This is a genomic window from Micromonospora inaquosa, assembly GCF_003857055.1.
GTDB lineage: Bacteria > Actinomycetota > Actinomycetes > Mycobacteriales > Micromonosporaceae > Micromonospora > Micromonospora inaquosa.
Genome location: NZ_QGSZ01000328.1, coordinates 1 through 13,112 on the forward strand (window position 1 = coordinate 1; position 13,112 = coordinate 13,112).

Below are 13,112 nucleotides of genomic sequence, written 5' to 3' on the forward strand. Positions count from 1 at the left end.
AGGGTGGAGAGGGTGAGGTGCCGGTCGCGGGTGGCGCGGGCGGCTTCGGCGTCGAGGGCGGCGTGGGCGGCGGCGTCGGCGAGGTCGGGGGCGACGTGCTCGAGGATGCGGGTGCCGAGTGTGCGCAGGTGGGTGGGGTCGAACTGCCCGGCCCAGTCGGTGAGCACACCGACGGCCTTGTCGGCCGCCTCGGGACCAGCGGTGGTCTGCACGGTGTTGACCGTGTCGGCGATGACCCGGGCCTGGTCCACCGTGATCTGCCCGTCAGCTAGCGCTTGTCGTATCCCAGGGTTGCCGGCATCCAGGACGGCGGCGAGGTCGACGAGACGGCGGGCGGCGGGGATGGTGAGGCGCAGCCGTTCGCGCAGCCACACCGCGGTCGACGAGGCGCCCTGCGCGGTGGCGGTGCCGCGGCCGTCGAGTTCGCGGATCAGGGCCAGCTTCACCGCGGCGAGACGTTGCTCGAGGCGGTGCGCGGCGTCGAGCGCGGCGATCAGGTCGTGCTCCGTAAGGGCCCAGGTGGCGGTGTCGACGCAGGCGGCGACCGCGTCGTCTGCCTGCGCCAACTCCTCGACCATGACCCGAGACTAGAACAGGTGTACGACGTTTTCAGTCATCATGATCGATTGGTCGAGCAGCGGTCGACGTTGGGCTGCGATGCCGTGCTGCGGCTGAATACGCCCCGGCAGTTCCGCTTCGCAGAACGTAGTAGGTGGACGCTGTCACTCGCTCGGCCATGCCGCTGGCGGCTCTGCGGCCCATGCGGCAGAGAAGGGCGGCCAGGAAGGGCGGCCAGGAAGGGTCTCCCGACCTGGGTTGCCGCATGACCTGGGTGCCGCGGGGGTGCCGGGTGCGGTCGTGACTCTGTGTGTCGCGGGGGTGCCGGGTGCGGTCGTGACCCGGGTGCCGCAGAGGTGCCGGTGTGGTCGTGACCCGGGTGTCAGTCGCGCCGGACGAGGCCCGGGCCGGGGATGATGTCGACGTCGCCGTCCGTGATGTCGTGGCCGGCGGCGCAGCGGAGCACCGCGCGGATCGGCTCGCCGCAGTCGTGGTGGGTGGCGATGACGGACGGGCCGGTGTCGTTGGCGGCCCAGGTGTCCCCCCAGTTGCGCAGTGCGGTGATGACCGGCAGGAGTTCGCGGCCCTTGCGGGTGAGTTGGTACTCGTGTCGGGTGCGCTGCCCCGGCTCCCGGTAGGGGATTCGTTCGAGCAGTTCGGCGGCGACCATCTCCTTGAGTCGGGCGGCCATGGCGGGCTCGCCGACGCCGACCCGGCGGACGAAGTCGTCGAAGCGGCGCGTGCCGAGCAGGGCCTCGCGCAGGATCAGGACCGTCGACCTGCTGCCCACGATGTCCATCGCCCGGGCCACCGAGCAGTTCTCGCTCGACCAGGAATCGCGATCGTCCCGTAGGTCCGTCATGCCGTCCAGCCTACCTGACTTGCGGAAGAGTTAGCCAGGTGCTTCACTGGGTCGCGCTGACTTCAGCAAACGCAAGTCAGACCATCGGCCTGAAGGATCTTCCGTGACTACCAGCACCACGGCCCAGACCCCGCCCGCAAAGACCCCGCCCGGAGGTGCGGCAACCCTGCCGGCCGCCACCGCCCGCTCATCGTTCCGTGGCTCCCGCCCTGTGACCCTGATCGCCATGTGCCTGGGCGCGATGATCACGTTCCTGCAGATCACCGCGACGGTCTCCGCCCTGACCACGATCCAGCAGGACCTGCGGGTCGACCCGACCGCCCTGGTCTGGATCCCCAGCGCCTACACCCTGATGGTGGCGAGCGTCGTGCTCTCCGCGGCCACCCTGGGCAGCCGCTACGGGCGTAAGCGCATGTTCAGTGCCGGTGTGGTCGCGATGATCGTCGGCGCAGCCGTTGTGGCTGGCGCTCCGACCGTCGCGTGGGTGATCGTCGGTCAGTTGGTCGCCGGTCTCGGTGGGGCCCTGATCCTGCCGAACAGCCTGGCGATCCTCGGCGCGACCTTCACCGATCCGCACCGACGGACCGAGGTCATCACCGCGTGGTCGGCGGCGTCCGGCATCGGGCTCGCGATCGGCCCGCTCATCGCCGGCATTCTGCTGCGGCACTACCAGTGGCACAGCGTCTACCTGTCGACGATCGCGCTGGGCCTGGTCACCCTCGTCGTCGCCGGTATCGGGGTGGCCGAGTCCCGGCCGAACCCCGCCCGACTCGACGTACCCGGCCTGTTGCTGGGCACCGTCGCCATCGCGGCCGCCGTCTACGCGCTGATCCAGGGCGGCAAGGTCGGCTACACCAGCCCGGTGGTGTCGACGGCCTGGGTCGTCGCGGTCGTCGCACTGATCGCGTTCGTGCTGGTCGAACTGCGGACCAGTGCGCCAATGCTCGACGTACGACTGTTCCGGTCCGCGTCGTTCAGCGCCGTCATGGTCGTCGGTGCGGTGTCGCTGTTCGGTTTCACCGGCGTGGCGATCCTGTTGGTCCTCTTCCACGAACGTGCCCAGGCGCTCAGCCCGCTGGACACCGGCTGGCGGATGCTGGTGCTCTTCGGCACCTACGTGCTGGTCGCCTTGGGTGCCGGACGGGCGATTCGTCGTACCGGCTTCAAGGCGCCGTTGACCCTCGGCCTGGTCCTCGGTGCGGTGGCGAGCTTCGCCCTGGCGAACCAGGGGCCGACCACGTCGTTCGGTCACCGCTGGGTCTGGTTCGTGTTGTTCGGCGCGGCCAGCGCTCTGGTGGTGGCCCCGGCGACGGCGGCGGCGTTGGCCAGCGTCGCGCCCGCCCAGGCCGGGATGGCCTCCGGGGCGGTCAACGCCGCCCGCCAGGTGGGCTCGGTGCTCGGCTCGTCCCTGCTCGGCACGCTCCTCACCACCACGATGGTGGCCGACCTGCCGGGTCGGCTCGCCGCACACCAGGTCGGCGAACCGACCCGTACGGCAGTGCAGGCGGCGGTGGCCTCCGGTGCCAACGGCGACCAACCGCTGCCCGACCCGGTTCGGGCGGCGATCGCCGAGGCGCTGACCTCAGGTGTCCAGGCCGGGTTGCGGATCAACGGCGTCGTCTTCCTCGTCACCGCCGTGCTCGCGCTCACCCTCATCCGGAACCGGCCGCACCAGCACTAGGCAGTCAAGGCGTCGATCGCGCCGGCCGGCAGCTTCAGGCCGGCCGCCGCCACGGTGCAGATCCTCGAGGTACGGGACCAGCGCCTCGCGGATCAGCTTGCTGACCACGACGGGCCCGCAGAAGTCGTTGGTGGCGATGTGCCGGACGCCACGGCCCGCCTCTATCCGCTGGAGTGAGCCGGTCAGGGCTGCTGCGGGGCCGCCTGGGTGGGGATGTGCTCGTAGCGCTTGCGCATGGTCTCGCTGGCGGCCGGGCCGGCGGCGAACACGAAGTCGGCGTCGTCGAGCGGGCGACCGGTGTTGCGGTCCACGATCAGCGGGTCGGCCTCCACCCCGGTGGTCCGGTCGACGAGGATCATGCTGCGCTCGCTCGGATCGAGGCGTGAGTTGCCCCAGGCGGCGAGGGCGACGACGACAGGCCGCAGGCTGCGGCCGAGGTCGGTGAGGACGTACTCGTAGCGGTCGGGCCTGGTCTGGTAGCGGCGACGTTCGAGCAACCCCTGACCGGTGAGGGTCTTGAGTCGGCTGGTCAGGATGCTGGACGAGACGCCGAGGTTGGCCTGGAACTGATCGAATCGGGTGTAGCCGTCAAAGGCATCGTGCAGGATCAACAGCGTCCACCACTCGCCCACGTGGCCCAGCGCGCTGGACAGCGGGCATTCGCGGTCCTCCAAGCGGATCTTTCCGGCCACAACCGTGCCCTCTCCCGATTAGATGCTAATGTCGAAGTTAGTAGGTGCTATTTCAGCAGTAACCATACGACGGGTGCTCAGCCACGTCCGGGAGGGACGCGAAACCATGACTGCCACTCAGGCCGCACCAGCCGTCATTCGCCGCTACTTCGAGCTCGCCGGCCAGCCTGACTCCGAGGACTACTTCGCCCTCTTCGCCGAGGACGCCGTGGTCGAAGACGAGTCGACCGAGTACCGGGGCATCGAGGCCATCCGTCAGTGGCGCCGTGCCGTGCCGCTGGTGTCGTACGAGATCACCGACGTCGAGGCCACTCCCGCCGGCACCGTCGTGACCGCGACGATCACCGGTGACTTTCCCGGCAGCCCGTTCGCCGGCCTCCGGTACCGCTTCAGCGATTACGACGACAGCGCGATCCGGCTGCTGCGCATCGCGCCCTGACGGCCGCCGGGCTCGGGACGGCCGAGCGGCGGACGTGATGACAGGGCGACGGACTTGACGACGCTTGTTTGTGAGTGCACACTTACATACATGCGATCCACCGCCGAGGCCCGTCGGGTCACCGTCCTGAACACCGCGGTGTCGGTGTTCGCACGCGCCGGCTTCCACGCCACCCCGGTCACCGCCGTGGCCGCCTCCGCTGGCATCTCCGAGGCGTACGTCTTCCGGCTCTTCTCCGGAAAGCTCGGCTTGTTCGTGGCGGCGGCCGGAGCGTGTTTCGACCGGATCGCCGCCGCGATCGAGGCGGGTGCGGAGCGTGCCGGGGGCGACAGCCCGGCGGAGATCCTCGAGGCCATGGGCGACGCCTACGCGAAGCTGATCGCCGATCGCGATCTTCTGCTCTTTCAGGTGCAGGCGCAGGCCGTCACGGATATCCCGGAAGTCGCCGAGGCGGTGCGGGCCGGCTACCGCCGGATCGCGACCTTCGTGCAGGATCGGGCTGGCGCCAGTGATGCACAGGTGCAGCAGTTCTTCGCTTACGGCCAGCTGTGCCACCTGATCGTGACCGCCGGCCTGGACCAGATCCCGGAGCCCTGGGCCCGTGCCCTGACCACCGGCATTCGCCACCCCTGAACGAACCCGATGCAGGGCCGCTTCGGCGGCCCACTTCTTGAACTCGCGACGTGTGTGAGTGCACACTCACAAACAAAGGAGAATCCGATGACCACCGACACGATGATCACCGAAGTGGTGCTGCCCGGGGTGGTGGACCCCGACGGCCTCCGGCTGCACCAACGCGCGATGCCTGCCCCCGCCCGGGGGCAGGCGCTCGTTCAGGTCGAGGCCACCGGCATCTCGTTCGCCGAGCAGCAGATGCGCCACGCTCTCTATCCCGGCCAGCCGAAGTTCCCGTTCGTGCCCGGCTACGACCTCGTCGGCACGGTCCGGGCGATCGGTCCCGGCGGCGGCGACGCGCTGTTCGGCACCCGGGTGGCGGCGGTCACCAAGACCGGTGCCTGGGCCACGTACGCGCTGGTCGACATCGACGCCCTGACCCCCGTACCCGTGGGCCTGGACCCCGCCGAGGCCGAGACCGTCGTCGTCAACGGGGTGACCGCCTGGCAGATGCTGCGGGACGCCGACCTGAAGACCGGGCAGACCATCCTCGTGCACGGCGCGAACGGCGGCGTCGGGAGCGTGCTCGTCCAACTCGGCCGACACCTCGGCCTGCGGGTCATCGGCACCGCCGCCGCACGGCATCACGCCGGGCTGCGTGAACTCGGCGTCGAACCGCTCGACTACCGCGACCCGGACATGGCCGCCCGGGTCCGCGAGCTGTCGCCGGGTGGCGTTGATGCCGCCTTCGACCCGGTTGCCGGTCCGGGCGTACGTACCTCGTACGCCCTGCTCGCCCCCGGCGGCAAGCTGGTCGTCTACGGCAACGCTGCCGCCGTGGGCACCGGGCAGTCGGTCGTCTGGGTCTTCGTGAAGCTGCTCACCCGCCTCTACATCTGGAACGCGCTGCCCAACGGCCACCGGGCCCGTTTCTACAACTTCTGGGCCGGTCAGCTCACCCGCCGCGCCGCGTTCCGCCGTCGTCTGCGCGCCGACCTCGGCATGGTGCTCGACCTGCTGCGGCAGGGAGTGATCGTGCCGCAGATCGCCGCCCGCTACCCGCTCAGCGAGGTCTCCGCCGCGCTGGTGTTCGCCGAGGCCCGCAGCCGGGCCGGCAAGGTGGTGCTGGAGCCCTGATCACCGACTACGTCGAGGGCATGGGTGGTTCGGGCGGGCTTCCGTGGGCCCGGATGCTGTCAGCGACGGCAACTCCGGCGAGAACCAGGGTAGCGGTGAGGCCGGCCACCAGCGCGGGAGTGAGCATCAGGACGGGTCCCACGACCGCCAGCACGAGCAGCGCGACAAATCGAGATGGCGATACGCGGCTGAACACCTCGTACTCGAACCGAGCGCGTCCAAGCAGGAACAGCGCGAGCCCGCCGAGGAGAACGCCGGCCAACCACGGCGACGTCTCCCCGGCGGGCTCGCTGATGATGGCTTCGAAGCTGGCGGAGGCTGCCACCACGCCGGCCACCATGAGTAGGTGGGTGTTGGGCGCGGATCGCACGAACCCGCCTGGGTCCCGAGAAGCCTCGATGGCGGCTTTCAGCAGGGCCCGGTGTGGGGTAACAAGCCAGGCGGCCGCGTAGTCGACCGCGAGCGCGGCGGTCCACAGCAGGCTCCGCGTCGGACCGCTGACGAAGGCGCCGGCAAGCCACGGTACGGCGGACACGGCGAACCAGAACATGAATCGACGGGAGCGTTGCTGCTGCGTGCGACCGCCCAGCGCGGCGACGAACACCAGATCGAGGAAGAGCTCCAGCAGGGTCGCCCGCTGGGGCCCTTCATCCTCGCGGGTCAGCCCTACCGCTTGGTCGGTCGTCATCAGGTGCCCGCCTACGTGCTCCGGACTCTCAATGCTAATGAGGGTTCGGCGGCAACTTGGGTAAAGCCGCTGGCCAGCCGCCTTGATCTGCCGGAATTCAGGCTGCTGTGCAGCACGCTCCGACAGGCCCGGCTGTTGGTGCGCATGCAGCCGCGCACCGCGAGGGCGTACGGTGAACATGTCGCCCGGGACCCTGGTGGCCGCCAGACGCCGTCGCCACCAGCCCACTAGGGGCGTTACCGCTCATCTTCTTCATCGCCGCGACGTACCGGGCGTGTCGGCTGATCGAGGACCGAGTCCCGACCGACCCGTCACCGCGTCGTCGGCGTCCGCCGGTCGGTCGCCTGACGCGCGCACTCAGGTTCACCCTCCGTGCGAATTGTTCCGAGTGCCTTAATTAGGGAGTACCAGATGAGTATCGCCAGGGACCGAATCGTCACCGCACTTCGCGAGCGGGGTCAGCAGGCCCGGGCCGACTGGGTCGAGCGCGAACTGCCGGAGCGCGTGGACCCGGCGAAGCACAGCGGGCTGCTCGCCACCCTGAACCTCAACCCAGCTGATCTCGTCGACGCATCCTCCCCTTGAGGATTGCCCTGCTCGGACCGGTCGCCTGGCGTACGCCCCCACGTCACTACGGCCCGTGGGAGCAGGTGACCGGCCTGCTCGCCGAAGGGCTGGTCAGCCGCGGGTTCGACGTGACGCTCTTCGCGACACTGGACTCGGTCACGTCCGCCCAGCTCGACGGAGTCTGTCCCCGGGGGTACGCGGACGACCCGGACCTGGACGGTCGGGTGTGGGAGGCGATGCACGTCTCCCACGCGATGGCCCGCTCGGCGCAGTTCGACGTGGTGCACAGTCACCTGGACTGGCTGCCCCTGGCGTTCGCGGAACACTGCCGCGCGCCGCTTTTGACCACAGTGCACGGCTTCTCCGGCGCGGGGATCCTGCCCGCCTATGGCCGAGCCCGCTCGTCGTACGTGTCGATCTCCGACGCCGACCGGGCACCGGAGCTCGACTACGTGGCCACGGTGTACCACGGCGTCGACGCCGGCGCTCTGCCGTTCACCAACGAGACCGGTCCTGGGCTGGTCGCCTTCGGCCGGATCCACCCGGACAAGGGCACCCACACCGCGATCGAGATCGCCCGCCGCGCCGGCCGGCGCCTGACCATCTGCGGGATCGTGCAGGACGAGCGGTACTTCGCTGAACAGGTCGCCCCGCACATCGACGGCGACCAAGTCGTCTTCCTCGGGTCGGTGGGTCCGCGACGGCGTGCCGAGGTGCTGGGTGACAGCACCGCACTGCTGCACCCGATCGCGTTCGACGAGCCGTTCGGGTTGTCGGTCGTGGAATCGATGGTCTGCGGCACTCCGGTCGTCGCCTACCGGCGGGGGTCCATGCCCGAGGTCGTCGACGAAGGGGTGACGGGTTTCCTCGTCTCCACCGTCGACCAGGCCGTCGAAGCGATCACCCGGGTCGCCGGCCTCGATCGGGTGGAGTGTCGGGCGCGGGCTCTGAAGCGCTTCAGCGCGGACCGGATGGTCACCGACTATCTCGCCGTCTACGACCAGCTCGTCCACCACTGACCGACCCGCACCGCTCCCCGTTTCGCCGGTCACACACGCTGACCGGCGTGCGCCGTCCCCGCGTGAGGTTCACCCCGTACTCCTGCGGTGGCCGACAACCGGAAGGCCCGACGTTCATGCCCAGCTACGGATTCCTCAGCACTCACCCACCGACCCGGTGCGGACTGGCCACGTTCAACGCCGCCCTTGCCGCCCAGTTGACCGCCGACGGCACCCGCGGCGGCATCGTCCGGGTCACCGATCACGGCGACGACCAGCGGCCGGTGCCCGGGGTGGTGCACACCTGGTCGGCGCGTGACCCGGCCGGCTGGCGGGAGGCGGCGACCGCCCTGAACGCGTACGACGTGGCGATCGTCCAGCACGAGTACGGCATCTATCCCGGCACCGACGGCGAGGAGATTCTGCCGTTGCTGCGGCGGCTCAGCGTGCCGAGCATCGTGGTCCTGCACACCGTGCTCCGTCAGCCCTCGACCCGGCAGAAATCCCTGTTGGAGCAGATCGTGGCGACCGCCGGGGCGGTCGTCACGATGACCGACACCGCCCGCGACCGGCTGCTCGTCGGGTACGCCGTGCCAGCGGGGAAGGTGACGGTAATCCCGCACGGCGCGGCCGAGCTTGCCGGTGTACCCGTCGACCGGCGTACCCGCCCGCACCTGCTGACCTGGGGGCTACTCGGGCCGGGCAAGGGCATCGAGTGGTCGTTGCGGGCCCTGGCGCGGTTGCAGGACCTGGACCCGACTCCGACCTACACGGTGGCGGGGCGCACCCACCCGAAGGTGATCGAGCACCACGGTGAGGCGTACCGGGCGGGGCTGCACCAGCTCGGCGCCCAGCTGGGCGTCGCGCACGCCGTCGACTATCAGGACGTCTACCACGAGCAGGAGGCGCTGGGCCGGTTGATCCGCTCTGCCGACGTGGTCGTCCTGCCCTACGACTCCCGCGAACAGGTCACCTCCGGCGTACTCATCGAAGCGGTGGCCGCCGGGGTGCCGGTCGTGGCGACGGCGTTCCCGCACGCCGTTGAGCTGCTGACCGGTGGGCCCGGTCTGGTCGTACCCCATCAGAACCCGGCGGCACTGGCCAAGGCGATCAGGCGGGTCCTGACCGAACCGGGCCTGACCGCCCGGTTTGCCGGGCGGGTTCGTCCGCTCGCCGCGCACCTGCGTTGGCCTGCGGTGGCGGCGCGCTACGGCACCCTCGCCGAAGAACTCGTCGACGCCCGCTCACCCGCCGTCACCGCCGTGCCGGCGTGACCGCGACCACCGGACGCCTCCGGACGTCAACGGGTGGGCGCTGGGTGACGGCACCCGCGCCGAGCTTCGCGCACCTGACTCGACTGAGCGACGACACCGGTCTGTTCGAGCACGCCCGGCACGCCATCGTCCGGCGTGAGCATGGTTACTGCACCGACGACGTGGCCCGTGGCCTGGTGGTCGTCAGCCGCGAGCCGGAGCCGAGCGAGGAACTGCTCCGGCTGGCAGAGCGATACCTGGCGTTCCTGACCCACGCGCAGGACGCTGGCGGCGCGTTCCGCAACCGGCTCGGGCACGACCGGCGCTGGGCCGACGAGCCAGGGCTCGGCGACTGGTGGGGTCGAGCTCTGTGGGGCCTGGGCACGGCCGTCGCCCGCAGCCCCGCCCCGTGGGTACGCGAGGAGGCGCTGGTCGCCTTCAGCCGGGGCGCCACCCGGCGGGCAAAGGCCCCGCACACGATGGCCTTCGCCGGTCTGGGCGCGGCCGAGGTGCTCCGTCGTCACCCGGGTCACGTCACCGCCGCATCCCTGCTGGCGGATGCGGCCAGCACGATCGGCCCCCCGGGCTCCGATCCGGGGTGGCCGTGGCCGCGGCAAGAGTTGACGTACGCCAACGCCGCCCTCGCCGAAGTGGTCATCGCCGCGAGTCAGCTTCGCGAGGGTGGCCCACCTCTCGACGACGGCCTGCGCATGTTGACCTGGCTGCGCAATGTCCAGCTCCGCGATGGGCGGATGTCGGTCGTACCCGCCGGGGGGTGGCGGCGCGGCGCGGTGCGGCTGCACCACGACCAGCAACCGATCGAGGTCGCCGCCTTCGCCGATGCCTGTGCCACGGCGGCCACGGTCACCGGCGACTCAGAGTGGGACAACGGGGTGCGGCAGGCGGTCGGGTGGTTCCTTGGCGACAACGACCTCGGCACACCGATGTGGGATCCGGCGACCGGCGGTGGCTACGACGGGCTGACCGCGCACGGGCCCAACCTCAACCAGGGCGCCGAGTCCACCCTCGCGCTCATCTCCACCCTGCAGCACGCCCGGCGGTGGTCGTGACCCAGGGTCTGGCCGTCCGGCAGCACGTCGCTCTCACCCCGGATCCGCGCCGTGTCATCGTCAAGCTCTTCGTTCCGGGTGAGGATGCCGCAGTGGTACGGACCCGCGCGCAGGCGCTCATCGACCGGGTCGCGCACCTCGACGACGAGGAGACTGCCCGACTGCTGCGGGACACCCTTGACCGGTTCGGCGCCCGGCACCGCGACCTGGCCGGCACCTTCCGCCACCATTACGACCTGGTCCGGCACCGCGCCGCGCGGGCCCGGGATCTCTCGCCGAACAGCCGGCTGCTGGTCGGCGCCTACTTCAGCCACGAGTACGCCGTCGAGGCCGCAGCCCTGTGCAACCCGTCGATGGTGGCCCACCCGGACCAGACCGATCTCGGCACCGGGCAGCTGCGCGTCGCCGTCAGCCTGCGTCAGGTCGGGGAAGGTCACGTGTCCTCGATCGGTTTCGCCACCGCGATCGTCGGGCCGGGGGAACAGCTCGTGATCGCCGATCGGGCCGGGCCGTTGGCCGTCGGGCAGCGGACGGGCGTACGGCACCGCCGGGACCTGCTCGTTGCCGGCCTGGCCGAGGAGGACTGCGACAACGAGGTCGCGGCCACGGTGCTGAACGCGTTGCCCGAGTGGTACGACGAGGCCGCCTTCGAGCGGGTGCTCGGCAACCTGCCACCCGACCTGCTCTCGCGCAGCACCGGGTTGGGGACCGTCGAGCAACTGCGTCGTACCAACGCCGGTAGCTACGCCACGGCCTTCCCCGCCGACACGGTCCTGCACGAACGGGTGCTCTGGCCAGCCACCCCGGCGGAGAGCAACGGCATGGAGGACGCGCGGTTCGTCCGCTTCGTCGATGACTCCGGGCCGGTGTACCGGGCCACCTACACCGCCTACGACGGCCGGAACATCGCCACCCGGGAGCTGGCCAGCGACGACCTGCGCCGGTTCGAGATGACCCCGATGCGCGGGCCGGGTGCCCGGAACAAGGGACTGGCGCTGTTTCCGCGTACCGTCGGCGGCCGGCACCTGGCACTGTGCCGTGCCGACGGCGAGACCATCGGCCTGACCGCTCTGGACGGCGAGAGCCGCTGGCGGGCCCCGACCCCGTTGCACGCACCGGGCGAGAGCTGGGAGTTGATCCAGGTCGGCAACTGCGGATCACCGATCGAGACCGACGCCGGCTGGCTCGTACTCACCCACGGTGTGGGGCCGATGCGTCGGTACGCGATCGGTGCGCTCCTGCTCGACCTGTACACACCGGAGCGGGTCGTCGCGCACCTGCCCGGTGCGCTGCTCGCACCCGACGAGAACGACCGGGACGGGTACGTACCGAACGTCGTCTACTCCTGTGGAGCGCTCGTGCACGACGGTGAGCTGTGGGTGCCGTACGGGGCGAGTGACGCGCGGGTGGGATTTGCCACCGTGCCGCTGTCCGCGCTTCTCAGCGCAATGGTCGAGGCCCCACTGTCAGGCAACTGGGGCGAATGAGTGCCGGTGGTGCGGCCCCGGCGGCCGGTTGGTCACCGGCAGCCGGGGCGCATCGGTCAGGACTCAGACCTGCGGCGTCGATCGAGGACCAGCAGGGCCGCGCCGGTGGCGACGGCGACGCTGCCGATGCCGGTCAGGACGGGCAGCAGGGCCACGCCGCCGCTGCCGCCGGTCACGGGCAGCGTTGTGCGGGTGGGCCGTGCCGTGGGCTGCCCGGTCGGTGTGCCCGTGGGGGTGCCCGTGGGCTGGCCGGTTGGCGTGCCGGTCGAGGTCTGGGTGGGCGTTCCCGTCGGCTGGAGGCAGACGGGGGCGTTGAGGGTGTTGGTGTCGAGGGTGACGGCACCGGTCTGTGCCAGGGCGCGGCCCTGGAGGGTGGCGCCGGTGTTCATGGTGATCGAGGCCTGCGCCAGGATGTTCCCCATGAACCGAGTGCCGGTGCCGAGCGTGGCCGAGCTGCCCACCTGCCAGTAGACGTTGCAGGGTGAGGGCCCGTTGATGAACACGACGCTGCTGTTGGACGCGGTGATGAGCGTCGAGGCGATCTGGAAGATGAACACCGCCGCCGGGTCACCCTGACTGTCGAGCGTCAGGGTTCCGGTCAGCTGCGCGGCGCCGATCCGATAGACCCCGGGGAGCAGCGTGCTGCCGCCCAGCTCGGCCGGGTCGTTGTATGCGGTGGTCAGGTCATTCTTGGCCTGCAGGGCAGCGGCGTCGCCGAGGTGGGTTTCCCCGCCGACGATGCCCGGCGGGAAGCCGGGCGCGGTGTTGCCAGGGCTGACGCCGAGGCTCTGGGCGAGGAAGCTTGGACCGGTGTTGGTGACCGTGGAGCCGGCCAGCACGGAGAAGTTCGCCGCCGTCCCGAGTCCCACCGGTGCTTCGGCGGCGCTTGCGCCGGTGCCGCTGACGAGAAGCACGGCGGCGGCTGTGCCACTGGCGGCGACGGCCGCCAGTGCGGACAGACACGCAATTCGTAAAAGTTGCAAAACCGATGAGATGGATGTGGCGGGTGAGGTGAAAGAGTGGCCGGTCGGTCAGGCGCGAACGATCGGCAGGCGAGGAACGTGG

14 protein-coding genes are annotated in these 13,112 nt (G+C 70.6%); 9 read left to right on the forward strand and 5 right to left on the reverse strand.

All coding sequences use genetic code 11. The features are described from left to right. A partial coding sequence (locus tag DLJ59_RS30010) for a DUF222 domain-containing protein (RefSeq protein WP_124776854.1) occupies nt 1–578 on the reverse strand: 578 nt, incomplete at its 3' end. A 362-nt stretch (nt 579–940) separates the two neighbouring features. Further along, on the reverse strand, nt 941–1,420 hold the full coding sequence (locus DLJ59_RS30015; protein ID WP_124776856.1) for a winged helix-turn-helix transcriptional regulator: 480 nt from the start codon (nt 1,418–1,420) through the stop codon (nt 941–943). Nucleotides 1,421–1,523: 103 nt separating this feature from the next. On the opposite strand from DLJ59_RS30015, the gene DLJ59_RS30020 reads away from it, so the two are divergent. Continuing rightward, on the forward strand, nt 1,524–3,101 hold the full coding sequence (locus tag DLJ59_RS30020) for an MFS transporter (RefSeq protein WP_244236301.1): 1,578 nt from the start codon (nt 1,524–1,526) through the stop codon (nt 3,099–3,101). 182 nt (nt 3,102–3,283) lie between these two features. Here DLJ59_RS30020 and DLJ59_RS30030 read toward each other — a convergent pair whose 3' ends face one another. Beyond that, nucleotides 3,284–3,793 (reverse strand): winged helix-turn-helix transcriptional regulator, encoded by a 510-nt coding sequence (locus DLJ59_RS30030; protein ID WP_124776858.1) that lies wholly within the window; start codon nt 3,791–3,793, stop codon nt 3,284–3,286. A 106-nt stretch (nt 3,794–3,899) separates the two neighbouring features. On the opposite strand from DLJ59_RS30030, the gene DLJ59_RS30035 reads away from it, so the two are divergent. The 3 genes from DLJ59_RS30035 to DLJ59_RS30045 all read left to right on the forward strand — a co-directional run bounded on the left by DLJ59_RS30035 (nt 3,900) and on the right by DLJ59_RS30045 (nt 5,984). Then, nucleotides 3,900–4,232 carry a nuclear transport factor 2 family protein gene (locus DLJ59_RS30035; protein WP_124776860.1) on the forward strand — a complete coding sequence of 111 codons (333 nt, stop codon included), beginning with the start codon at nt 3,900–3,902 and terminating at the stop codon, nt 4,230–4,232. 90 nt (nt 4,233–4,322) lie between these two features. Then, nucleotides 4,323–4,865: a TetR/AcrR family transcriptional regulator gene (locus DLJ59_RS30040; protein WP_124776862.1), complete on the forward strand. Its 543-nt coding sequence runs from the start codon at nt 4,323–4,325 to the stop codon at nt 4,863–4,865. 87 nt (nt 4,866–4,952) lie between these two features. Continuing rightward, nucleotides 4,953–5,984 (forward strand): medium chain dehydrogenase/reductase family protein, encoded by a 1,032-nt coding sequence (locus DLJ59_RS30045; protein WP_124776864.1) that lies wholly within the window; start codon nt 4,953–4,955, stop codon nt 5,982–5,984. 7 nt (nt 5,985–5,991) lie between these two features. Here the strand turns inward: DLJ59_RS30045 and DLJ59_RS30050 are convergent, their stop codons facing one another. Next, on the reverse strand, nt 5,992–6,852 hold the full coding sequence (locus DLJ59_RS30050; RefSeq protein WP_124776866.1) for a low temperature requirement protein A: 861 nt from the start codon (nt 6,850–6,852) through the stop codon (nt 5,992–5,994). A 231-nt stretch (nt 6,853–7,083) separates the two neighbouring features. Here DLJ59_RS30050 and DLJ59_RS36725 point away from each other — a divergent pair, with 231 nt between their 5' ends. The 5 genes from DLJ59_RS36725 to DLJ59_RS30070 all read left to right on the forward strand — a co-directional run bounded on the left by DLJ59_RS36725 (nt 7,084) and on the right by DLJ59_RS30070 (nt 12,047). After that, on the forward strand, nt 7,084–7,257 hold the full coding sequence (locus tag DLJ59_RS36725) for a hypothetical protein (protein ID WP_167493907.1): 174 nt from the start codon (nt 7,084–7,086) through the stop codon (nt 7,255–7,257). Then, nucleotides 7,254–8,258: a glycosyltransferase family 4 protein gene (locus tag DLJ59_RS30055; RefSeq protein ID WP_124776868.1), complete on the forward strand. Its 1,005-nt coding sequence runs from the start codon at nt 7,254–7,256 to the stop codon at nt 8,256–8,258. The genes DLJ59_RS36725 and DLJ59_RS30055 overlap by 4 nt, the downstream gene beginning before the upstream one ends. 116 nt (nt 8,259–8,374) lie before the next feature. Then, nucleotides 8,375–9,511 (forward strand): glycosyltransferase, encoded by a 1,137-nt coding sequence (locus tag DLJ59_RS30060; protein ID WP_124776902.1) that lies wholly within the window; start codon nt 8,375–8,377, stop codon nt 9,509–9,511. A gap of 44 nt (nt 9,512–9,555) precedes the next feature. After that, complete coding sequence (locus tag DLJ59_RS30065) at nt 9,556–10,560, forward strand: glycosyltransferase (protein WP_244236302.1); 1,005 nt, start codon at nt 9,556–9,558, stop codon at nt 10,558–10,560. Continuing rightward, nucleotides 10,551–12,047 carry a glycoside hydrolase family 130 protein gene (locus DLJ59_RS30070; RefSeq protein ID WP_341869655.1) on the forward strand — a complete coding sequence of 499 codons (1,497 nt, stop codon included), beginning with the start codon at nt 10,551–10,553 and terminating at the stop codon, nt 12,045–12,047. Before DLJ59_RS30065 ends, DLJ59_RS30070 begins: the two co-directional genes overlap by 10 nt. Nucleotides 12,048–12,103: 56 nt before the next feature. On the opposite strand, the gene DLJ59_RS30075 is transcribed toward DLJ59_RS30070, so the two are convergent. Beyond that, nucleotides 12,104–12,961, reverse strand: a complete 858-nt coding sequence (locus DLJ59_RS30075) for an ice-binding family protein (protein WP_244236303.1) — start codon at nt 12,959–12,961, stop codon at nt 12,104–12,106. Nucleotides 12,962–13,112 lie beyond the last annotated feature (151 nt).

What these genes read in the sequence shown, in the direction of transcription:
- DLJ59_RS30035 (WP_124776860.1), top strand. Translation starts at nt 3,900, where the DNA reads ATGACTGCCACTCAGGCCGCACCAGCCGTCATTCGCCGCTACTTCGAG.
- DLJ59_RS30060 (WP_124776902.1), top strand. Translation starts at nt 8,375, where the DNA reads ATGCCCAGCTACGGATTCCTCAGCACTCACCCACCGACCCGGTGCGGA.
- DLJ59_RS30040 (WP_124776862.1), top strand. Translation starts at nt 4,323, where the DNA reads ATGCGATCCACCGCCGAGGCCCGTCGGGTCACCGTCCTGAACACCGCG.
- DLJ59_RS30045 (WP_124776864.1), top strand. Translation starts at nt 4,953, where the DNA reads ATGACCACCGACACGATGATCACCGAAGTGGTGCTGCCCGGGGTGGTG.
- DLJ59_RS30015 (WP_124776856.1), bottom strand. Translation starts at nt 1,420, where the DNA reads ATGACGGACCTACGGGACGATCGCGATTCCTGGTCGAGCGAGAACTGC.
- DLJ59_RS36725 (WP_167493907.1), top strand. Translation starts at nt 7,084, where the DNA reads ATGAGTATCGCCAGGGACCGAATCGTCACCGCACTTCGCGAGCGGGGT.
- DLJ59_RS30050 (WP_124776866.1), bottom strand. Translation starts at nt 6,852, where the DNA reads ATGTTCACCGTACGCCCTCGCGGTGCGCGGCTGCATGCGCACCAACAG.